Genomic DNA, 21984 nt, shown 5'->3' on the forward strand with positions numbered 1-21984 from the left:
GCATCATAGAGAAAAAGTTGATAAGTAGCTACACTTAGCACTTCAAAAATTCAGCCTGAATTAGATTAAATTGCAAATGAATACACAACGTGAACAATTGATACAAACATGGTTAACATCTGTACTCAGTTCAGATCAATTTGAAATCAATTTTTTAGCAGGCGATGCGAGTTTCCGTCGTTATGCACGAATTATCTTGAATAATAAAACATTTATGCTGATGGATGCACCTCCTGAGAAGGAAGATTGTCGTCCTTTTGTTGCTATTGATGAATTCTTTGATGTAAATGGTGTACGTGTACCGCACATTATCGCAAAAGACTTAGATCAAGGCTTCCTATTGTTGGAAGATTTTGGCGATGTTTTATTGTCTACCAAATTGACTGATGAAACTGTAGATACACATTATGCACAAAGTTTTAAACAGTTAGTGCAACTTCAAAGCATTGCAGGGGAATCACATTTACCAGCCTATGCTTATGAAAAGCTAATTTCAGAAATGGAGTTACTCACAGACTGGTTATTACCATCTTTAAACATTCAAACCACAGATGAAGAGTCAGCATTAATCAAGCGTAGCTTTGCAATTCTTGCTAATGCCGCTTTGGCGCAACCACAAGTGATCGTACATCGTGATTTCCATAGCCGTAATTTGATGATTCTCAATGGTGAAACGGATCAAGGTGTCATTGACTTCCAAGATGCAGTGATTGGTGCAGATACCTATGATTTGATCTCGATTGCCCGTGATGCCTATGTACAATGGAATCCTGAACGTGTTTATTCATGGTTTAAAGTGTTCTATGACCTATTGCCAGCTTCTGCCAAAGAAGAGCGTGATTTTGAACAGTTTAAACGTGATGCGGATTTTATGGCGATTCAACGTCATATTAAAATTCTTGGCATTTTTGTGCGTTTATTCGAACGTGATGGAAAATCAGGTTATCTCAAAGACTTACCACGTGTGATGTGGTATTTACTTGAAGAATCAAAACCGTATGCAGAACTACAACCATTCATGCAATTTATTCATGCTAGAGTCTTGCCGAAATTTGAGCAGAAATACGGTAAATATGAGGTTGTAGCTTAATGAAAGCAATGATATTGGCAGCAGGTTTGGGCAATCGCATGCGCCCACTCACTTTATACAAGCCAAAGCCTTTATTAGAAGTGGGTGGTAAAGCCCTGATCGTGTGGCACATTGAAAAATTAAAAAATATTGGTGTGACTGAAATTGTCATCAACTCTGCATGGTTGGCTGATATTCTGATTGGTACTTTGGGTGATGGTTCACAATTCGGTGTCAACATTCGCTGGACACGTGAAGAAGAAGGCTTGGAAACTGCGGGTGGTATCATCAATGCATTGCCATTATTAGGTGATGAACCGTTTATTCTGATCAATGGTGATGTGTGGACAACCTTTGATTTTGCATCATTACTCGATGTGAAATTAGGTGATGATTTAGCACATTTGGTTTTTGTGCAAAATCCTGAACAGCATCCGAATGGTGATTTCACACTTGCCAATGGTCGTGCCTATACCTTTGATCAAAACGTAGAAGGTGAAAACCTGACCTATAGTGGTGTTGCGGTTTATTCTCCAAAAATGTTTAAAGGTTTAGAAGCTGGTAAACGTCCAATGTTGCCTTTGTTTAAACAAGGCATGTTGGATGGAAAAATTTCAGCCGAAAAAATGCAAGCAGCATGGGTTGATGTCGGCACACCTGAGCGTCTCACTGCTTTAGATTTGCAAATTAGACAGGGTGTTTATGCCAATTGATGTATGAAACTGTGCATTTAAGTATGAATCTGCATGCTTAAGTGCATATTAACTCATCATTAACTACTGTTCCACGCGCTAGAAATCGGTATACTTCATACAAATTTTTTTGAGATGTTATTGATCATGCATCCATTTTTTCAAGAGTTAAAGCAAGGCAGTATAAAGCTTGGCTTAAATTTGAGTGATGAAGCACTTGGTTTACTGTTGAAGTATCAAGATGCGCTCGTGCTGTGGAACAAAGCCTATAACTTAACAGCCATTCGTGATCCGAAAGAAATGTTAGTCAAGCATTTATTGGATAGCTTAAGTATTTTAAATGATTTACCACAAGGTCGTTTGCTCGATATTGGTACTGGCGGTGGTATGCCAGGGATGATCATTGCATTATGTCAACCTGAGCGCCAATGTGTATTATTAGATTCAAATGGTAAGAAAATTCGTTTTCTTAAACAATTTATTGCAGACTTAAAACTAAAAAATGTCGTCGCAGTTCAGACGCGTGTAGAAAATGAAGATAGCATCAATGAACTCGGGCAATTCGATGTCATTACCAGTCGTGCATTTGCCTCACTCACTGATTTTGTTGCAGCGTCACAACCGTATATGCATGAAAAAAGTATTATTGCGTCAATGAAAGGTTTAGTTCCTTCTGATGAAATTGCTGAATTGAAAGACAAGTTCAGTTGTGACATTGTTGAATTGCATGTGCCAAGATTAGACGAACAACGTCATTTACTTTTATTAAAACAGATTTAAAAACCAGAAGGTTGGGGTTACCATGGCTCAAATTATAGCAATCGCAAACCAAAAAGGTGGCGTAGGTAAAACCACGACAGCAGTAAATTTGGCTGCCTCTTTAGCCGTATTAAAAAAGCGTGTTTTATTGGTCGATATGGACTCCCAAGGTAACGCCACGATGGGGTCAGGCATTCAAAAGAATGATCTACTTTATTCTGTAACAGATGTGTTATTGGGTGAAGTGCCGATTGAAACAGCAATCACTAAAGCAGAAGTCGGCTATAAAGTTCTAGGTTCAAACCGTGATTTAGCGGGTGTTGAATTGGCAATCGCTGAGCAAGAAGGACGTGAATTCATTTTGCGTAAAGCATTGCGTGAAGTTGAAAAAGATTTTGATTATATAATCGTCGATTGTGCGCCAAGTTTAAGCTTAATTACAGTCAATGCTTTGGCTGCTGTAGATGGTGTGATGATTCCGATGCAGTGTGAATATTATGCTTTGGAAGGTTTGGCAGATTTAACTCAAACCATTGATAAAATTCAGCAAGCTTTAAATCCTGAACTTGAAATTATTGGTGTACTTCGTACCATGTACGATGCTCGAAACGCTTTGACACGTGATGTTTCTGAAGAGTTAGAGCAGTATTTTGGCAAGAAGCTTTATGATACAGTGATTCCGCGTAATGTGCGTTTGGCTGAAGCGCCTGCACATGGTTTACCGATTATTTATTTTGAGAAAAGCTCTAAAGGTGCAATTGCATATTTAAATTTAGCGGCTGAAATGTTGAAAAAGAGTAAAGTGAAAAAAGGAAATAAAGCATGACCGTAAAAAAAAGAGGCTTGGCTAAAGGTCGTGGCTTAGATGCGTTGTTAGGGTCAATCCAAAAAGAAAAATTACAGCTTGAAGTTCAGGCGCTAGATCATGGTCAGCTCAAACAAATTGATGTCAATCAATTAAAACGTGGTACATATCAACCGCGCCGTTTTATCAATGAGCAAGATTTACAAGAACTCGCAGCGTCGATCAAAAAGCATGGTGTGATGCAACCGATTGTGATTCGTCCAATCGAAAATGATGAAACACCGTATGAAATTATTGCAGGTGAGCGTCGTTGGCGTGCTGCACAGTTAGCAGGCTTGACGGAAGTTCCTGCAATTGTACGTGATTTAACCGACCAAGTTGCGATTGCTTTGGCATTGATTGAAAATATTCAACGTCAAGATTTGAATCCAGTTGATCAAGCTTTGGCTTTACAGCGTTTTCATGAAGAGTTTGGTTTAAGTCATCAGGAAATAGCGGATACTGTTGGTAAAGCCCGTACCACGGTGAGTAACTTATTGCGTTTACTCAGTCTTGAAGATGAAATTAAAGATTTAATGCAACAAGGTCAGTTGGACATGGGGCATGCACGTGCAATTTTGACTTTGAAAGCCAAAGATCAATTGCAAATTGCAAAAATTGTGATTGAAAAAAGTTTATCAGTTCGTCAAACCGAACAATTGGTGCGCGATTGGAATACACCTAAGCAAGAAAAAGCCAAAGATCCGCAAGCACCCGATGTACAGCAATTGACGCAAAAACTGTCTGAGCGTTTTAGTGCAAGTGTAAAGTTGGATTATAACAAGCAAGGAAAAGGAAAACTTGTGATTAGTTATAACTCATTGGATGAGTTGGATGGAATCTTAAATATCTGTTTAGCAGAACAATAATTTTTAATAAATATTTTTTGGGGGAACTAGGGATGTGGGAACTTGTCAAAGCTGGCGGTTGGTTGATGCTGCCATTGGTTTTATGTTCAATTTTTACCGTTGCGATTTCTATTGAACGATTTATACGGCTAAAACGATCCTTAGTTCTTCCTAAATCATTAATGTTGGAAAAAGGGCGCAGTGTTGATGATGTCTTAGATGAGATGGAGCGTAATTCATCTGCTCGTTCATCATCATTAGGCTATATCTTCAAGGATGGTATTGATAGCTATTCACAAGGTGAAGAATATGCACGTGCGCAAATGGAAGCAACAGCTTCTCGTGAGATTGGTTATTTAGAAAAAAATATCAACTTTTTAGGGACATTAAGTGCTGTAGCGCCTTTATTGGGCTTGTTAGGAACGGTGATCGGGATTATTGAGTCATTTTTAATGATTGATTTGGGTTCTGCGAGTAACCCAACCATGATGATTCCAGGGATTTCAAAAGCGTTAATTACTACAGCAGCGGGGATGCTGATTGCGATTCCTGCGTTATTCGCTTATCGTTATTTTCAGCGTTTGGTACAAGAGTATGTGGCTGAGTTGGAACAACAATCAACCTTGTTTCATGCAGCATTATTTTTTCAAAAGCACCTAGATCAAAATAAGAAGAAAGTGGGTTAAGCACTCGGGGTGTCACATGAAATTTAAACGAAAAACGGTAGAAGATATTCATATCAATCTCACACCTCTGATTGATTGTTTATTGTTTATCTTGGTGATTTTATTATTAACGACGACGTTTAATCAGCAAAGTCGTATTAATCTATCTTTACCCGATGCACAAGGTGTACCACCAAAAGAATATAAAAATAAAATCGAAGTCATGGTAGACTCAACGGGTCACTATGCTGTAAACGGACAGGCGCTTTCAAGCAAAGAAACTGTCGATTTAAGTACTGCGATTAAGCAAGCATCTAATGATAAGCGGGATCTCATGTTTGTGATTGCTGCTGATGCGAAAGCAACCCATCAAGATGTTATTCGTGTCATGGATGTGGCTGGGCAGCTTGGTTTTGTGAATATCAATATCAGTACTAAAGTTCCATCTCGAGGTTATTAATCAGTGAATCAAGACTTTAAGGTCTACCTACGCCTTTTATCCTACCTTAAACCGTATTGGGGAATTGCGTTACTCGTTGTTATTGGATTTGGTATCAATGCTGTGACAGAAATGTCTGTGGCAAAGTTATTGCAGTTTATTATTGATGCAATTCAAAAAGGTAGTCGTGCAGATCTTGATTGGTTTCCGGTTTTAATTGTCTTGTTGATTTTCTTCCGTGGCTTAGGTTTATTCATGGGGGGGTATTACACAGCAGTTATTTCACGAAATCTGATTTTTAGTATTCGCCAAGAAGTTTTCGCTAAGCTCATTCGATTGCCATCACAGTATTATTTAGATAATTCATCTGGTCATATCACAGCCAAAATCATGTATAACGTGGAGCAGTTAACAGCAGCTTCATCTGAATCCTTAAAGACATTGATCCGTGATGGTGCGATCACAATTGGTTTATTGGGCTTCTTGCTTTATACCAACTGGCGTTTAACCCTATGTATTTTTATCTTTTTACCGATCATTGGTTTATTGGTGCGTAAAGCTTCTAAACGCATGCGTAAATTATCCATCCAAGTGCAAAACACGATGGGTGATGTCAACCACATTGTTCAAGAAACCGTGAATGGTCAAGCTGTAGTTAAAAGCTTTGCAGGTGAAGAGAGCGAGCAAAAGCGTTTTTATGACTCTTCGCAAGAGAATTTAAAACGTGGCCTGAAAATGGTGGTGGTGCAAAATTTAAATAGTCCACTGGTTCAATTGGTCATGGCTGTAGCGTTAAGTATTATTATTTGGCTGGCTTTGCGTCCGCAGATTCTAGGTAATACGACTGCGGGTGAGTTTGTCGCTTATATTACTGCAGCGGGTTTGCTTGCGAAGCCGATCAAGAACTTAACAGATATCAATGAGAAGCTTCAACGTGGTATGGCGGCAGCGCATTCGGTATTTGAATTATTGGATCTTCCTCAAGAATCGAATACAGGCACTTTGACCCCGAAATTAAAAGGCGATATTAAATTTGATCATGTTGATTTGATTTATAAAAATCAAGTGAAAGCGATTGATGATTTTACCTTAAATATTCAAGCGGGTCAGACCATTGCCTTAGTGGGTAGGTCAGGCGCAGGTAAGTCTTCATTGGTCAATATGTTGGTGCGTTTCCAAGAGTTTAGCGCAGGGCAAATTTATTTGGACGATCATCCGATACATGATATTGAATTGAGTTGCTTGCGTAAGCAAGTCGCGATGGTGAATCAGCAAGTGGTACTGTTTGATCGTACTGTACGTGAGAATATTGCCTATGGGCAATCCGAAGGTGCAAGCGATGAAGCAATTATCGCAGCAGCTAAAGCGGCTTATGCACATGATTTTATTATGGCTTTACCACAAGGCTATAATACGCCACTTGGTGCTCAAGGTCAGAGTATTTCAGGTGGTCAACGTCAACGTATTGCGATTGCACGTGCAATTTTGAAAAATGCACCGATTCTCATTCTAGATGAAGCAACCAGCGCTTTAGATAATGAATCTGAACACTTTATTCAAAAAGCTTTTGATGAAGCAATGCGAGATCAAAATAGAACCACGATTGTGATTGCACACCGTCTTTCGACCATTGAAAATGCAGATAAGATTGTGGTTATGGATAAAGGGCGTATCATAGAGCAAGGTACACATGCTGAACTTTTGGCACAGCATGGAGCATATTATCAATTGCATGAACGCAATTTTGAGGAATAATCTGATATGTCTATTGCGCAAACCATTCAAGATGCTTGGAATAAACAATCCAAGTGGTTGATTGTCTTGCGCCCATTGTCATGGTTATATCAATTCGGTTTTAGTGTAAACAAGCTACTTTTTAAAAAAGGCTTTAAGAACGTTTACACAGCACCAATACCCGTCATGATCATTGGGAATATTACTGTGGGTGGTAGTGGTAAGACACCATTGTTAATCCAGTTGGTTAAATATTTACAGGCCAATCAAATACGTGTTGGTGTAATCAGTCGTGGTTATGGCGGAAATGGCCCTTTTCCTGCTTTCGTTACTTTAGATTCTGTACCAGATACGGTTGGTGATGAGCCATGTTTGATTGTGCAGTCTACGGATGTTCCTATGGTAGTAGGTTCAAATCGTCAAGAAAGTATAGAGTTATTATTAAAACAACATGAATTGGATTTGATCATCAGTGATGATGGCTTACAACATTGGGCTTTGGATCGTCAAATCGAATGGATTGTTCTTGATAATAATCGTGGTTTAGGTAATCAAAAACTATTGCCAGAAGGCTATTTGCGTGAACCTGTAAGTCGTTTAGCGCAGGGTACAGTGATTGAGCATGCGCACGCTCCAAAATCAGCGCTCAATATGCACTTAGAAGTGGCTGAACCCTATTTGCTGAATCCCTTTTTTGATCAGTCTGAAACCTTTGACCCTAAACAAGATTATTATGCTGTGGTGGGGATTGGTTTTCCGAAGCGTTTTTATACGACACTAGAATCAATGGGTGTCGATCAGTTTCAATGTCATGAATTTCCAGATCATTATGATTATGAAATTGATGATTTGCAGTTTGAAGATACCAATCCGATTATCACGACAGAAAAGGATGCAGTTAAACTGTTACCTTTATTGAAAAAGCACCCTGAATTCAATCGTGAAATCTGGGTTGTTCCAGTCGAAGCAGTTTTGTCAGATGAGTGTTATCAAGTACTCAATCAACAGTTAACTCAACTTGGTATTGATTTAATACAAGGTTATTAAATGAAACATATTGTAATTCCAGCACGTTATGCAAGCTCACGTCTTCCAGCAAAGCCACTATTAAAAATTCATGGTCGTGAAATGATTTTACGTGTGGTTGATCAAGCCCGTAAAGTGCAAGGTTTTGATGATCTCTGTGTGGCAACCGACGATCTGCGTATTGCAGAGGTGTGTCGCGCGGAAGGTGTGGATGTCGTAATTACTGATCCGAATCATCCGTCGGGCACAGACCGTTTGAGTGAAGTCGCTCGAATCAAAGGTTGGGATGCACAAGATATTATTGTCAATGTACAAGGTGATGAACCGTTATTGCCTGCACAGTTGGTGATACAAGTCGCTGAATTGTTAGAGCAAAAGCCGAATTGTTCAATGTCGACTTTATGTGAATCTATTCATCAAATCGACGAATTTCAACGTGACAGCATTGTCAAAGTAGTGATGTCTAAATTCAATGAGGCATTGTATTTCAGCCGTTCACCGATTCCTTATGATCGTGAAGGTGCAAAACTCGCTGAACCTCAATTGCATTTAAATGCATATCGTCACTTAGGTTTATATGCTTATCGTGTGCAACTTCTACAAGAATATGTGACTTGGGATATGGGGACATTGGAAAGCCTAGAAAGTCTTGAGCAATTACGTGTTTTGGAAAATGGTCATCGTATTGCGATTGATATTGCACAAGTAAATTTACCGCCTGGGGTGGATACGCAAGCGGATTTAGATCGTTTAAATGCTTTAGATGTTTCTGTATTTGAATGATAGATTGTCGTGCATTGATAGAGTGTTTTTTGACTTTGGTATTTGGTTTTAAATTTGGTGTAGGGATAATCAGTTGATGGATGCTCAAAATTCTCAAGTTTATCCTTGGCAACAACAGACGTGGGAGACTTTAACTGGTCGCTTCCCGCAACTTGGACATGGCTTATTATTTTATGGTAAAAAAGGTTGTGGAAAACATGCATTTGCACAGCACTTTTTGTCATGGGTTTTATGTTTAAATAAGCAACCACAAGGTGCTTGTGGTGAGTGCAGTAGTTGTCAGTGGCTTAAATCGGATACCCATCCTAACTATGTCAATATCACCACCGATGAAGAGAATAAGAAGCAAAACGCGAAAATTAAGATCGAGAAGATCCGTGATTTATTACCATTTGTGCAACAAACGGTAGATGGTTGGCGCGTGATTGTGATTGAGCCTGCCGAAGCTTTAAATATTGCTTCGGCAAATGCGTTGCTGAAAACATTAGAAGAGCCAGGTGAGCGGGTCTTAATCATTCTTCTTGCAGATCATTATTTAAAACTTCCAGCAACGATTCGCAGTCGTTTACAGCATTTTGCGATGGATCGTATTTTACCTGAGCAATCTTTAGGGTATTTGCAACAGCATTTACCTGTTGAGCAACATGCTAAAATTAATTTATTGATGAATTTATCCAATCAGATGCCATTGCAAGCGATTGAATTGGCGGCGTTGGATTGGATTAATCGTCGTGCAGCATTTTTGCAAGATTGGCAAAAGCTAGTCCATCAAAAAAGTATGCCTTTGCAGTTTGCAACGAAATGGAATAAAGAACTAAATTTTTCTGATTTCATCCAGATGTTTGAATACTTGTTGTCAGATATAATTTGTGTCAAGCTGAATCAAGCTGTAAAAAATCTAGATTTAGATTTTAGTGGAATTGTAGATCAATATAATTTAGAGAAATTATTTTCAATCTATGCTGATTTACAACAAGCCAAGTTAAAAGTTGATCAAAATGTACAAACAAATCTAATTATTGATCAATTGTCGATTCAATTAATGAATGTGACATAAAAACGACGTATTAAAATGAATTAAGGGGAAGATGATTATGCAACCACGTATGGGCGGTTTGATTCAAGTCAATATTGCAGATCGTGCAACTTTACAAGCCAGTTATATGCCATATATTACGGGCGGTGGCTTGTTTGTACCCTCTAAAAACCCTGTGAAAATGGGTGAAGAAATTTTTATCTTGGCGGGGTTGCCTGATCAATCGCAAAAAATTCCATTGACGGGTAAAGTGATTTGGATTTCTCCAAAGCAAAATGGGATGAAACCTCAAGGTTTTGCGATTCAATTGTCAGGTGAAAAAGGTATTGCTTACAAGATTGAAGCAGAGAGATTGCTTGCAGGCAGTATGTCTTTGGATCGACCTAGCTTTACCATGTAAGTTGTTATTTATTTTATTTAAACCAAGTAGGAAATACCGTGTTTGTAGATACACATTGCCATTTGACCATGTTAAACCTTGAACCTTATGCCGGTGATTTAGATGCTGCATTGCAACAAGCGAGGGAAGGTGGTGTATCTAAGTTTATGGGTATTTCTGTAGATTTGGATGATCATATCGCACTTTCTGAAATTGCTTCGCGTCATGCAGATGTCGGTTATAGTGTGGGTGTTCATCCTTGTGAAGATCCAGCGGTGATGCAACGTGCAAGCGTTGAGAAGTTGGTTGAACTTGCACAAGCTGAAAAGGCATGGGCGTTGGGTGAAACAGGACTAGATTATTTTCATAGCACTGATTTTATTCCAGAACAGAAACAATGTTTTGCGCGTCATATTCATGCATCTCAAATTGTTAAAAAACCTGTTGTTGTTCATACCCGTTCAGCGAAGCATGATACAGTGGATATTATCCGCGCTGAAAAATCTACACATGGGATTCTGCATTGCTTTACCGAAGATTGGGAAACGGCAAAAGCCGTTTTAGATTGTGGATATTACATTTCCTTTTCAGGAATTGTTTCTTTTAAAAATGCGCAAGATTTACGTGATGTGGCAAAGCAAGTGCCGCTTGATCGACTATTGATTGAAACAGACAGTCCTTATTTGGCGCCGATGCCCTATAGAGGAAAGTCTAATGAACCAAAATACGTTCCCTATGTAGCCAAAGCCTTAAGTGATGTATATGATAAAACGCTTGAGGAGATCGCTTTCATTACCACGCAAAATTTTGAAAATCTACTTAAACAACAGTAATTAAGACCAGTCAGTATTTGAATATAGACACATCGCGTTAACGGATAAAATAAGTGAGTTTAACTGGTGAAGATGGATCGACAGGCTCAATTTAGAGCAAGAGAAGCTTTAATTTTTCAAGTTGCAGAGCAGTTGCTTCTGGAAAATGGTGAAGCGGGAATGACTTTGGATGCACTGGCTGCGGAGTTAGATCTCGCAAAAGGAACATTGTATAAGCATTTTCAAAGCAAAGATGAACTCTATATTTTATTGATCATTCGCAATGAGCGTATGTTATTGGAAATGGTACGCGACTCAGAAAAAGCCTTTCCAGAGCATTTGGCTTTTTTCATGTTGCATCATTTACACCATCCTGAACGTGCTGTGTTATTTCACCAGATTGAAGAGCGTTTATCGACCACAGGTGTAGGCATTCATCTCTTATTTAATGAACTATATCAAGTACGAAAACAGCGTCTACGTTTGATTATTCGCATGACGGAAAGCTATTTAGAATCACTTCAGAGTGCGATGTCGGTTCGAGATTATTTGGCTTCGATTTGGTCGATTACCCATGGTGGTGCAGCGATTCTCAATTCTAGTTTTTATCAGCGTTATTTAGGGTGTCGAGATACTCTCCGAGTTGCTTTGATTGATCAAGCTTTGGCAATGCCAAAACATCAACAAGCCACAGAGCAGGTTGCTTAAGTCTGATGAAACGCATGCCATTTCCTCATCATATAAAAGGTTTTACCTTGATTGAGGTGATGGTTGTTATCGTGATTATTAGCATCGTTGCTTCACTGATTGTTTTGAATGTAGATGGCTTAGATCAGCGTAAAGCCATGCAAGCTCGTGAAATGTTATTATTGGATTTAAAACAAATCAATCGTGAGGCCAATGATCAATCACGGATCTATGCTTTAGACTTTCAAAATGCGACTGATGTTGCACAGGCACAGTATGGTATTGTTGAATACATTCCGATAAAACAAAATACGCAACAATCCGTACGTGTGATTGAAAATACGCCGTGGAAAGCTGTACCAGAATTTCAAAAACGGACATTGCCTGATCAAGTGTCTGTATCAGTACAAACAGAAGACCATCAATTTAAAAATGCCAATAATGCTGATTTATTAGGAAATAATGCACCGAAGTTGATTTGGTTTGGAAATGGTGAAGCGAAGCCAGCCACGATTCAAATGTACTATCAGCAGAAGCCTGTCGGTGATGTGATACGTGTTGATTATTTGGGTAAAGTCGATGAAGAAAAATAAAGCCTTTACCTTAATTGAAGTTGTGGTCGCTTTGGCGATCTTTGCCGTGGCAGCGATGGCATTAACCAAAGTGGCGATGCAATATACCCAATCGACCGCCAATTCGATTTTAAGAACCAAAGCACAATTTGTTGCGCAGAATGAAATTTCTCGGATGATTATTAACCGTGAAAGGTTAACTGGGACAGCATCAAAACAAATTACGGCACAAGGCGAGACGTGGCAGATTGATAAAAAAGCAGAAGCGACGATTAGCCCTTTGGTGCAGAAAATAGATGTACAAGTCAGTTTATTCGATCCTGATGCGGGCAAAGTCGAAGCGGGAATTACCAATATGGTGTTTTTTAATTATGTGATTAAAGAATAATAATGATCAATAAAACTCAGTCGACGTCCAAGACATCTATAATGAAGATGCAAAAAAAATCAGGTTTTACACTGGTTGAACTATTGGTTGCGATCGCTATTTTCGCTGTACTTTCTGCACTCGGTTGGAAGATTTTTGATTATCTGATTAAAGTCAAAGATCGTAATGCAATGCATGAAGAAAATCTTGGGCAACTACAGGGTGCATATCAACAAATACAACGTGATACATTGCAAATCGTGCCTGTTTCTGCACGTAATGGTGATGAAATTGAACCTGCATTGCGTTTAGATAACCAAAAGTTAGCTTTTAGTAAATCAGGTGTTTCTGATCCATTGAAGCAAGGTTTATCACCTTATGAGCGTGTGGAATATGTCTATAATGGACAGGATAAAAAAATATATCGCTTAAAATATTCAAATTTAAACCGAATCCGTTCAGATCAGCCTCTGTCGAGTGTTTTACTTTCTGATGTAGATCAATATCAAATTCAAATTTTAAATCCCAATGAGACTGATCGCTGGCCTGATGGGGATATAAAAGACGAGAGACAATTGCCACGCGGGATTTTGATGAAAGTCACAATTCGGGATGTTGAATATGAGTGGGTATTGAGCTTGCTCAATACAGATTATTTGCAGGATAAAAAGGATAATTAATTATTTTCCATACTGATGTGATGGTGATGATTGTTGAGGTCAAATATTTATGCAGTTTAAGCAGCAAAAAGGTATCGCACTCATTACGATTTTGGTGATGGTCGCACTGGCGACCATTATTGCTGCAACTATTGCAAAACGTCAAAATTTAACCAATGAAAATACAGCATTTTTAAAACGTCAGAGCCAAGCACTGTTTTATGCGAAAAGTGCAGAGGCATTTTATTCAGAATTATTAGCGCAAGATACCGAAACCAGTAAAGAAGCAGATTATTTACAAGAGACTTGGGCAAAACCAATGCCTGCATTTCCTGTGGAAGATGGTTATGTTTCTGGCACACTTGAAGATGAATCAGGAAAATTCAATTTAAATAGTTTGGTAGATAAAGAAGGAAAGCCAAATCCACAAGCTCAGGCGTATTTTTCAAAACTGTTGGTCAGAGTTGGATTGCCCGCAGAGATTGTGGAAGCGGTGATTGACTGGGAAGATCCAGATAAAGACACGTTAGGTGCAATGGGTGCTGAGGATAGTTACTATCAAGGTTTACCAAATCCTTATTTGGCAGCAAATCGCAAGTTTATGAGCGTTGATGAGTTAAAGTTGGTTCGTGGTTTTGAAAATGAAAAGTTTGACTTAATTGCACCTTATATTTCAGCCTTACCCGATATTGCGACTAAAATTAATATCAATACTGCACCAGCCATGGTTTTGGCTGCGATTGATGAAAAGTTGGATGTCAATACAATACAAACAGCATTAAATGCCAGACAAGAAAAAATGGAATACTTTGCAAATGTAAATGATCTGATGAAAATGCCACCGTTTGATACATTGGTCGCTGAATCTTTCGCAGTGAAAAGTAAAGATGCTTTATTTGATGTGAAAACAAATTATTTTCAAGCCAAAATTGAAGTCATGTTAAGTGAACGCAAGCGTCAATTCACCAGTCATTTAGTGCGTAATGATCAAGGACAAGTCTATATCTATGCACGGAGTCTTGCGCCATTTTAAATAAAATATATATAAATATTTGAATTTATATAAGTTATATTTCTTAATGCAGGGTTGTAGAAAGGTAGGTTTATTTTACTTTTAGCATTAAATAGACTCAAATTAAACTGAAAATCGAATTATCCTTTTTGCCTATTGCATTGAACGCTAAATTTAATGCTCAGGAATTGAGTTTTGCTTTATAATCGAAATTAATTACCGATTTGTTTATAAAATTTGGCTCATGTTAATTCGTAAGTTATTTAAGTTTGAAAATGCACATATCGTGCGGAATTGCACGTCAGATCGTTGCAAACGATCTATCCACGGGCATAGCTATAAAGTTGAATTATTGCTCAAAGCTTCAAAACTTGATCATGGTCAAATGGTGTATGACTTTGGTCTGTTGAAAGGTGTGATTAAAGAAATTTTTGACAGTTTTGATCATGCAATTTGCTTTTGGCAAGATGATAACCCTGAATATATTCAAGCATGTAAAACGTTTAGTGCACGTTGGGTGGCTTTGCCTGTTTCACCATCGGCAGAACAATTTTCGCGTGTTTTCTTCTATTTAGCGCAACAAGTGCTCAAGTCAACCATTACCCAAAATGGTGAAGGCGATGTTGAAGTTTATTCTGTAATTGTGCATGAAACGGATACAGGTTATGCGCAAAGCTTTATTGAAGATATTGAAAATGAGCAAATGGGGTTGTTGAGCTTAGATCAAATTATTTTCTCTGAACAAGTTCAAGCAGAATGGTCTGATTCAGAGATGTATGAAAAATTGAAACAAGGTATTCAATTTCAAAACCCTGAAGTGGATTTGCAAGTTAAAATTTAATTTGTGAATTCTGCATAAATTCACAAATATTGTATATGTTTTATTGGATGTAGAAATTTAGGATGAAAGTTAATGCAGTTGTCTGAACCTGAACAAACAAAATTAAATCAAGTTCGGTTAGATCAAAGTTGGAAAAATGAATTGGCTGAGTTTTTACTGGGTCAAAAGATGGATGCTTTGCGATCTTTTTTGCTTGAAGAAAAAAATGCAAATAAGACGATCTATCCACCGAGTTCACTTATTTTTAATGCATTAGATACCACGCCACTAAACCATGTGAAAGTCGTGATTTTGGGTCAAGACCCTTATCATGGACCTGATCAAGCGCATGGTTTGAGTTTTTCTGTGCAAAGAGGGCTTGCATTACCTCCATCATTGCGTAATATCTTTCATGAATTGAACACTGATTTAGGTGTTCCTGTGTCTCGTCATGGTGATTTGACCAAGTGGGCACAACAAGGCGTGCTTTTGCTAAATAGTGTTTTAACTGTTGAGGCAGGGCAACCGACTTCACATCAAAAACGTGGTTGGGAAGATTTTACTGACTATGTGATTGATGTGTTGAATGAGCGTAAAGAGCATATTGTATTTATACTTTGGGGTGCTTATGCTCAGAAAAAGGGACAACGCATTGATCAAACTAAACATCTGGTTTTAAAAGCTGCACACCCATCTCCTTTAGCAGCAAACCGTGGTGGTTTCTTTGGTTGTAAAGTTTTTTCGAAAACGAATAATTATCTTAAACAAAATGGCATTGAGCCGATTGACTGGCAGCTGGACGCATGACAAATTCTCCCGATACAAATGACTATCACCCAGATCTGATTATTGAAGAAGCGAACAATGGATGGCGAATCATTCGCTTAAATCGTCCTAAGTCGCTTCATGCACTTGATGAATCTATTGTTGCAGCGTTGCTGAAACTGTTTGAGGATTTTCATCATGATGATACGGTCAAAGCAATTTGGTTAGATTCAACCACACCAAAAGCATTTTGTGCGGGCGGGGATGTACGTAAGCTTCGTCAATTGGTGATCAATAATGAAGTTGAAACAGCCAATAAGTTCTTTACCACAGAATATGATTTAGATTTGTTGTTGCATAATTATGCAAAACCAATTGTCGTATGGGGTGAAGGTTATGTGATGGGTGGTGGATTAGGGCTATTCATGGCTGCACCGTTCCGTTTAGTTACCCCTTATTCACGTTTGGCTATGCCCGAAGTGAATATTGGTCTTTATTCAGATGTTGGTGCAACGCGTTTCTTAGCAGATCGTGGTCCGATTGGCTTATTTACCGGATTAACAGGTTCAATCATGACTGCTGCAGGCGGTTATGGAATTGGTTGGGCGACGCATATTTGTGATGCACAGCGTGATACTGTTTTACAGAAGTTATTAGATATTGATTGGGGGCATTATCCAGCTGGAGACTTCCGTGCTTTGGATGATACTTTGAATGGTATGCACCGACCAGTATCGCCAGGACCATTACAAAACTCTTTGGATGTGATTCACAGTGTATGTCGCGGTGTTAATTTTGAACACGATTATGAAGCCATTATTGGTTTAAGTGATGCGCGTAGTGACTGGTTGCGTCAAGCAAGTGAAAATTTACAAAAAGGTTCACCGAGTACGGCGGCAATTACTTGGTTGTTATGGCAATGGGGGCGTCAAGTACACTCATGGGCTGAAGTGTTTGAATTAGAACGTCAAATTTCTGATTGGAAAATTCGTCACCCTGATTTTGTAGAAGGTGTTCGTGCACGTTTGGTTGATAAAGATCTATCTCCTGAATGGGATAAAGTTGAAACACTCACTTTAGCAGGTATTCTTGCGAAAAATCCTCCTGTAACAACGATTGAAAGTTGGAATGAATTACTTCGTCAATACGGTGTTATCTAGGCGATATGTCTGAACAAGAGTTTGATCCGCAAGATCAACAAAAGCAAATTGATGAACAATGGATGCAGCTAGCTTTCGAGCAAGCTGCATTTGCTGCTTCTATGGGGGAGATTCCTGTAGGTGCAATTATAGTCAGTCAAAATAAAGTGATCGGACAGGGCTTTAATCAACCGATTTGTCAGCATGATCCAACAGCACATGCTGAGATTCAAGCAATCCGCAATACATGCCAAAATATTGAAAATTATCGTTTGCCCGATGATGCGACCTTATATGTGACTTTAGAACCGTGCACCATGTGTGTTGGTGCTTTGATTCATGCACGTATCAAACGCGTGGTTTTTGGTGCACTTGAACCCAAGGCGGGTTCATTGGTCAGTAGTCGTCAATTATTGGATACAGGTTATTACAATCATATTTTTCAATTTGAAGGTGGATGTTTAAATGAACAATGTTCAAGCCAACTTTCAGATTTTTTTAAAATGCGTCGTGAACAAAAAAAACAGATGAAGAAGCAACAAATGCAATTTAATCTGATTCAAAAATGAACTAGAATACAGATGATTTTATTGACAATGTGTATTGTCAAAAATGTTTCACAAGAATGCTTTTATGATTTGTAATTTTAAAGCTTAAAAATTAAGGGTATTAAAAATGAATTCGATTCAAGTAAAACAAGAGTTTAATGCACCAATTGATCAAGTCTTTGATTTGTTATCTAAACATGCAACTTATAATGTTGCTTTTGCGCCAATTCAAGTGGTACGTGTTAAAGATTCTGCTGATCCAGAACGTCCGGATGGTTTGGGTTCTGTACGTCGTATGGGTTTTGGTCCAGTAAAACCGATTCAAGAACAAATTACTTATGTGGATACCAATAAGCGCATTGAATATAAGCTCATTAAGAACCCATTGATTAAGCATCATATTGGTATTATTGAGTTTACTGAGCTTGCGCCGAATAAAACACGTGTCGATTATACGATCGAATTACAAGCACGTGCACCATTTGTAAGCAAATTAATACTTGCACAGCTTAAACTAGCGATTACACTTGGCTTTAAGAAACTTGCTAAGACGGTTTAATTGGAAATTCAATGACAATTCAAATTATCACAATTGATGGGCCAAGTGGTTCAGGTAAGGGTACACTTGCAGCGAAACTTGCAAGCCATTATCAATTTCATCTTTTAGATTCAGGCGCTTTGTATCGCTTGCTTGGGTTGTCATTACATCAAAAAGGCTTATTGGATACATTAGACGATGAGTCTGTGCTTCAACAAGGCGTTACAATTGCAACAAATTTAGACATCGTATTTAAAAGCACCGAAAGCGGAACTACAATTTTGCTCGATGGTGAAGATGTGACGCAAACGATTCGTACCGAAAGAGTGGGTGAGTTTGCTTCAAAAGTCGCTGCAATCCCTGCACTTAGAGCAGCTTTGGTTGATCGTCAGCATGCATTTGCACAAGCGCCTGGCTTGGTTGCAGATGGTCGTGATATGGCAACTTCTATTTTTCCTCAAGCTCAAGCTAAAATTTATCTGACGGCTTCAGCAGAGTCACGTGCTGAACGCCGTGTAAAACAGTTGCAGGGGATGGGGCTGGATGTTAAAATAGGCGACATTTTAGCGAATATACAAGCTCGAGATAAGCGAGATATGGAGCGCACAGTCGCGCCACTCAAGCCAGCAGCAGATGCTTATATTATTGATAGTTCTGAATTGAACATTGATGAAGTGTTTAAACTGATGACTGATTATGTCGATGCACACTTAGCTAAATAACTATTTTTGTTTTAAATTTTATTTAAAATCAGCAGAAGCATAGCTTGATCAGTTTTATATGGACTATGTAGATGCTTAACTAAACCGGCCTTGTCTGATCCAAGACCGCTGACTTTACTAGGTATATCATGACCGAATCTTTTGCAGCCCTCTTTGAAGAAAGCGAATCAACTCTCAATATCGACAAAGGTGCCGTTATTAAAGGTATCGTTGTTAGCATCGACTCTGACTGGGTTACTGTTGACACTGGCCTTAAATCTGAAGGTGTTGTTGCACGCTCAGAATTCCTAAACGAACAACGTGAACTTGAAGTAAACGTTGGTGACGAAGTTGATGTTGTTGTTGAAGCGCTTGACAACGGTATGGGTCAAACAGTTTTATCACGTGAAAAAGCAAAACGTGCTGAAACTTGGACTAAACTTGAAAAAATCTTTGAAGACGGCGAAATCGTTACTGGTGTTATCTCTGGTAAGGTTAAAGGCGGTTTCACTGTTGACATCGGTCCAGTTCGTGCATTCTTACCGGGTTCATTGGTAGACACTCGTCCTATCCGTGATACAACTCACCTTGAAGGTAAAGAGTTAGAATTCAAAGTAATCAAACTTGATGCTAAACGTAACAACGTTGTTGTATCTCGTCGTGCTGTTATGGAAGCTGAATCTTCAGCTGACCGTGAAGCGCTTCTTTCTCAATTGGAAGAAGGTCAAACAGTTACTGGTACTATCAAAAATCTTACTGATTACGGTGCATTCGTTGACCTTGGCGGTATTGATGGTCTTCTACATATCACAGATATGGCTTGGAAACGCATCAAACACCCTTCAGAAGTTGTTGAAGTGGGTCAAGAAGTTACTGTTAAAGTACTTAAATTTGACAAAGAACGTAACCGTGTTTCACTAGGTCTTAAACAACTTGGCGAAGATCCATGGTTAGCGATCATGAACCGTTACCCTAAAGGTTCTATCGTTAAAGCGCGTGTAACGAACTTAACTGACTACGGTTGTTTCGCTGAAATCGCTGAAGGCGTTGAAGGTTTAGTACACGTTTCTGAAATGGATCACACTAACAAAAACATCCACCCATCTAAAGTTGTTCAGATCGGTGACGAAGTTGATGTTATGGTTCTTGAAGTTGATGAAGAACGTCGTCGTATTTCTCTTGGTATTAAGCAAACTCGTGCTAACCCATGGGAAGAGTTCTCTAAAGCTCACGACAAAGGTGAAAAAGTTTCTGGTACGATCAAGTCAATCACTGACTTCGGTATCTTCATCGGTTTACCTGGCGGTATCGATGGTCTAGTTCACTTGTCTGATATTTCTTGGAACGAACAAGGCGAAGAAGCAATTCGTCGTTACAAGAAAGGTGACACTGTTGAAGCGGTTATCTTGTCTGTTGACGCTGAAGGCAACCGTATCAGCCTTGGTATCAAACAAATGAACAGCGATCCGTTCAATGACTTCTTAGCTGCTAACGAACGCGGTGCGTTGGTTAAAGGTACAGTAACTGCAGTTGACGCTAAAGGCGCAACGATTAAGTTAGCTGACGAAGTTGAAGCTTCTTTGAAAGCATCTGAAATCAACCGCGACCGCGTTGAAGATGCAACTAAATTCTTAGAAGTTGGTCAAGAAGTTGAAGCGAAAATCATCAACGTAGATCGTAAATCACGTTCTATCAACTTGTCGATCAAAGCGAAAGACGAAGCTGAAGAGAAAGAAGCTGTAGCTAACCTTAAAGTTGCTACAAACGGTCAAGACAATGGTCCTAAGACTATTGGTGATTTGATTAAAGCTCAAATGAACCACTAAGTTATTGTTAAGAAGTATTATTTAATGTAATTAATTAATATTTTTTATTCAAATACTGTAAAAGGTAGCGTAGTATATGATGACTGCGCTACCTTTTTGTATTTAAAAAGGATATTATCTAGTGTATGTCAAATAGCATTAAAATTAATGAGGTCTTAAATGACAACTGAAGCACTTAATAAGTCTGACTTAATAGAAAGAATTGCTCTAAAAAACCCGCATTTAGCAGAGCCTTTAGTCGAAGAAGCTGTTAAAATAATGATCGATCAAATGATTGCATCATTATCTGCTGATGATCGTATTGAAATCCGTGGATTTGGTAGCTTTGCATTACACCACCGTGAACCACGTGTAGGTCGTAACCCTAAAACTGGTAAATCAGTTGAAGTTGCAGCAAAGGCTGTACCTCACTTTAAACCAGGTAAAGCACTACGTGATGCAGTAAACGAATCTGCACAATAAGTAAAATTCGAATGGGGTGATTATGCGCTATTTCTTAGTTGCATTACTTTTAGTAATCTTTGGCTATGCTTTAGCATTGGTCCTACAAAATCCAGCTGAACTGCCAGTAGATCTATTGTTTACTCAAGTACCAGCAATGCGTTTGGGATTATTGCTTTTATTAACTTTAGTCCTCGGAATTGTTTTGGGATTATTGTTAGGTGTACAAATTTTCCGTGTTTTTCAAAATGCATGGGAAATTAAACGTTTACGAAAAGATATTGATCATCTCCGTAAAGAACAAATTCAGACTGCACAGTTGGCTGCCGCTGAAGCCGCTGCAAATGCACGTCATGAAAAGACGGTGTTAGATATTCAACCTGAAAGTAAGAATTCTAATCCTCTTTAATCTGTATGCTAAAAATGCGTTTAACTGTCTTGGTTAGGCGCTTTTTGCATTTTTAAAAGCCATAATTTAGAAGCTGTAATTTAATAGCTATAGTTTAATTGTATAAATCTACACATTGTCGTGACCAATGTTGCGATCAGAATAATACTAATCAGTGAATAGTTCTTCCAGATCAAATACAATGCAACCAATACACCTGCAATTTTAGCAAAGTCTGTAAATACGCGACCTTCAAAAAAAGTACTTAATACTGCAATAGAAAAAAGTAAAGTAGTTGCTGCATCGTTAAATAACTGCTCTTGTCGCTTACTGATTGAGAAATATTGGTGAAAGGCAAGTCCAGAATATCGAATTAAATAAGTGCCTAAAGCAAGTATCATGATGCCAATAAAAATGATGAAGTGTTGATTCATA

At 38.6% G+C, this 21984-nt stretch carries 28 protein-coding genes; 27 read left to right on the forward strand and 1 reads right to left on the reverse strand.

The genetic code is table 11. From position 1 onward, the window contains the following. The first annotated feature begins 76 nt into the window (after positions 1-76). The 27 genes from EXE10_RS10235 (at position 77) to EXE10_RS10365 (ending at position 21570) form a co-directional block, all read left to right on the forward strand. Complete coding sequence (locus tag EXE10_RS10235; RefSeq protein WP_130113289.1) at positions 77-1090, forward strand: aminoglycoside phosphotransferase family protein; 1014 nt, start codon at positions 77-79, stop codon at positions 1088-1090. Next, on the forward strand, positions 1090-1782 hold the full coding sequence (gene murU / locus EXE10_RS10240; protein ID WP_130113290.1) for an N-acetylmuramate alpha-1-phosphate uridylyltransferase MurU: 693 nt from the start codon (positions 1090-1092) through the stop codon (positions 1780-1782). Before EXE10_RS10235 ends, murU begins: the two co-directional genes overlap by 1 nt. Before the next feature lie 126 nt (positions 1783-1908). Continuing rightward, on the forward strand, positions 1909-2541 hold the full coding sequence (gene rsmG / locus EXE10_RS10245) for a 16S rRNA (guanine(527)-N(7))-methyltransferase RsmG (RefSeq protein WP_130113291.1): 633 nt from the start codon (positions 1909-1911) through the stop codon (positions 2539-2541). Positions 2542-2563: 22 nt separating this feature from the next. Further along, positions 2564-3346: a ParA family protein gene (locus EXE10_RS10250; RefSeq protein WP_068973200.1), complete on the forward strand. Its 783-nt coding sequence runs from the start codon at positions 2564-2566 to the stop codon at positions 3344-3346. Further along, positions 3343-4233, forward strand: coding sequence for a ParB/RepB/Spo0J family partition protein (locus EXE10_RS10255; RefSeq protein WP_068973199.1), 891 nt, complete (start codon positions 3343-3345; stop codon positions 4231-4233). The genes EXE10_RS10250 and EXE10_RS10255 overlap by 4 nt, the downstream gene beginning before the upstream one ends. 32 nt (positions 4234-4265) lie before the next feature. Continuing rightward, positions 4266-4898 carry a MotA/TolQ/ExbB proton channel family protein gene (locus EXE10_RS10260; RefSeq protein ID WP_087553060.1) on the forward strand — a complete coding sequence of 211 codons (633 nt, stop codon included), beginning with the start codon at positions 4266-4268 and terminating at the stop codon, positions 4896-4898. A gap of 16 nt (positions 4899-4914) precedes the next feature. After that, the gene (locus EXE10_RS10265) at positions 4915-5337 is read left to right on the forward strand and encodes an ExbD/TolR family protein (protein ID WP_068973197.1); all 423 of its coding nucleotides are present in this window, start codon (positions 4915-4917) and stop codon (positions 5335-5337) included. A gap of 3 nt (positions 5338-5340) precedes the next feature. Next, complete coding sequence (msbA, locus tag EXE10_RS10270; protein WP_130113292.1) at positions 5341-7071, forward strand: lipid A export permease/ATP-binding protein MsbA; 1731 nt, start codon at positions 5341-5343, stop codon at positions 7069-7071. 6 nt (positions 7072-7077) lie between these two features. Beyond that, entirely contained in the window at positions 7078-8097 is a 1020-nt protein-coding gene (lpxK, locus tag EXE10_RS10275) for a tetraacyldisaccharide 4'-kinase (protein WP_130113293.1), read from the forward strand. Next, on the forward strand, positions 8098-8859 hold the full coding sequence (gene kdsB, locus EXE10_RS10280; RefSeq protein WP_130113294.1) for a 3-deoxy-manno-octulosonate cytidylyltransferase: 762 nt from the start codon (positions 8098-8100) through the stop codon (positions 8857-8859). A gap of 76 nt (positions 8860-8935) precedes the next feature. Continuing rightward, positions 8936-9916 (forward strand): DNA polymerase III subunit delta', encoded by a 981-nt coding sequence (locus tag EXE10_RS10285; RefSeq protein WP_130113295.1) that lies wholly within the window; start codon positions 8936-8938, stop codon positions 9914-9916. 37 nt (positions 9917-9953) lie between these two features. Next, positions 9954-10295, forward strand: a complete 342-nt coding sequence (locus tag EXE10_RS10290) for a PilZ domain-containing protein (protein ID WP_068973192.1) — start codon at positions 9954-9956, stop codon at positions 10293-10295. 38 nt (positions 10296-10333) lie between these two features. Then, positions 10334-11107 (forward strand): TatD family hydrolase, encoded by a 774-nt coding sequence (locus EXE10_RS10295; protein ID WP_130113296.1) that lies wholly within the window; start codon positions 10334-10336, stop codon positions 11105-11107. 72 nt (positions 11108-11179) lie between these two features. Further along, positions 11180-11794, forward strand: coding sequence for a TetR/AcrR family transcriptional regulator (locus EXE10_RS10300; RefSeq protein WP_130113297.1), 615 nt, complete (start codon positions 11180-11182; stop codon positions 11792-11794). Between the two features lie 5 nt (positions 11795-11799). Next, on the forward strand, positions 11800-12366 hold the full coding sequence (locus EXE10_RS10305) for a prepilin-type N-terminal cleavage/methylation domain-containing protein (RefSeq protein WP_130113298.1): 567 nt from the start codon (positions 11800-11802) through the stop codon (positions 12364-12366). Then, the gene (gene gspI, locus EXE10_RS10310) at positions 12353-12733 is read left to right on the forward strand and encodes a type II secretion system minor pseudopilin GspI (protein ID WP_130113299.1); all 381 of its coding nucleotides are present in this window, start codon (positions 12353-12355) and stop codon (positions 12731-12733) included. Before EXE10_RS10305 ends, gspI begins: the two co-directional genes overlap by 14 nt. Before the next feature lie 47 nt (positions 12734-12780). Continuing rightward, positions 12781-13392, forward strand: coding sequence for a type II secretion system minor pseudopilin GspJ (gene gspJ, locus EXE10_RS10315; protein WP_130113330.1), 612 nt, complete (start codon positions 12781-12783; stop codon positions 13390-13392). A gap of 49 nt (positions 13393-13441) precedes the next feature. Then, the gene (gspK, locus tag EXE10_RS10320; protein ID WP_130113300.1) at positions 13442-14404 is read left to right on the forward strand and encodes a type II secretion system minor pseudopilin GspK; all 963 of its coding nucleotides are present in this window, start codon (positions 13442-13444) and stop codon (positions 14402-14404) included. A gap of 223 nt (positions 14405-14627) precedes the next feature. Next, positions 14628-15224: a 6-pyruvoyl trahydropterin synthase family protein gene (locus tag EXE10_RS10325; RefSeq protein WP_068973185.1), complete on the forward strand. Its 597-nt coding sequence runs from the start codon at positions 14628-14630 to the stop codon at positions 15222-15224. Between the two features lie 72 nt (positions 15225-15296). Then, entirely contained in the window at positions 15297-16010 is a 714-nt protein-coding gene (ung, locus tag EXE10_RS10330) for a uracil-DNA glycosylase (RefSeq protein ID WP_068973184.1), read from the forward strand. Then, positions 16007-17128, forward strand: coding sequence for an enoyl-CoA hydratase/isomerase family protein (locus EXE10_RS10335; RefSeq protein ID WP_130113301.1), 1122 nt, complete (start codon positions 16007-16009; stop codon positions 17126-17128). The genes ung and EXE10_RS10335 overlap by 4 nt, the downstream gene beginning before the upstream one ends. Positions 17129-17133: 5 nt before the next feature. Next, on the forward strand, positions 17134-17676 hold the full coding sequence (gene tadA / locus EXE10_RS10340; RefSeq protein WP_130113302.1) for a tRNA adenosine(34) deaminase TadA: 543 nt from the start codon (positions 17134-17136) through the stop codon (positions 17674-17676). A 106-nt stretch (positions 17677-17782) separates the two neighbouring features. Next, the gene (locus tag EXE10_RS10345) at positions 17783-18214 is read left to right on the forward strand and encodes an SRPBCC family protein (RefSeq protein ID WP_130113303.1); all 432 of its coding nucleotides are present in this window, start codon (positions 17783-17785) and stop codon (positions 18212-18214) included. 11 nt (positions 18215-18225) lie between these two features. Beyond that, a complete protein-coding gene (gene cmk / locus EXE10_RS10350) occupies positions 18226-18915 on the forward strand; it encodes a (d)CMP kinase (RefSeq protein ID WP_068973180.1) in 690 nt (229 codons plus the stop codon). Positions 18916-19043: 128 nt separating this feature from the next. Next, the gene (rpsA, locus tag EXE10_RS10355) at positions 19044-20720 is read left to right on the forward strand and encodes a 30S ribosomal protein S1 (RefSeq protein ID WP_068973179.1); all 1677 of its coding nucleotides are present in this window, start codon (positions 19044-19046) and stop codon (positions 20718-20720) included. A 159-nt stretch (positions 20721-20879) separates the two neighbouring features. Beyond that, positions 20880-21182, forward strand: a complete 303-nt coding sequence (locus EXE10_RS10360; protein ID WP_068973178.1) for an integration host factor subunit beta — start codon at positions 20880-20882, stop codon at positions 21180-21182. A gap of 22 nt (positions 21183-21204) precedes the next feature. Beyond that, positions 21205-21570 (forward strand): lipopolysaccharide assembly protein LapA domain-containing protein, encoded by a 366-nt coding sequence (locus EXE10_RS10365; protein WP_068973177.1) that lies wholly within the window; start codon positions 21205-21207, stop codon positions 21568-21570. Between the two features lie 80 nt (positions 21571-21650). Here EXE10_RS10365 and EXE10_RS10370 read toward each other — a convergent pair whose 3' ends face one another. Then, the gene (locus EXE10_RS10370) at positions 21651-21983 is read right to left on the reverse strand and encodes an AzlD domain-containing protein (RefSeq protein ID WP_068973176.1); all 333 of its coding nucleotides are present in this window, start codon (positions 21981-21983) and stop codon (positions 21651-21653) included. Position 21984 lies beyond the last annotated feature (1 nt).

Source organism: Acinetobacter sp. WCHAc060033 (genome assembly GCF_004209125.1).
Lineage (GTDB): Bacteria > Pseudomonadota > Gammaproteobacteria > Pseudomonadales > Moraxellaceae > Acinetobacter > Acinetobacter wuhouensis.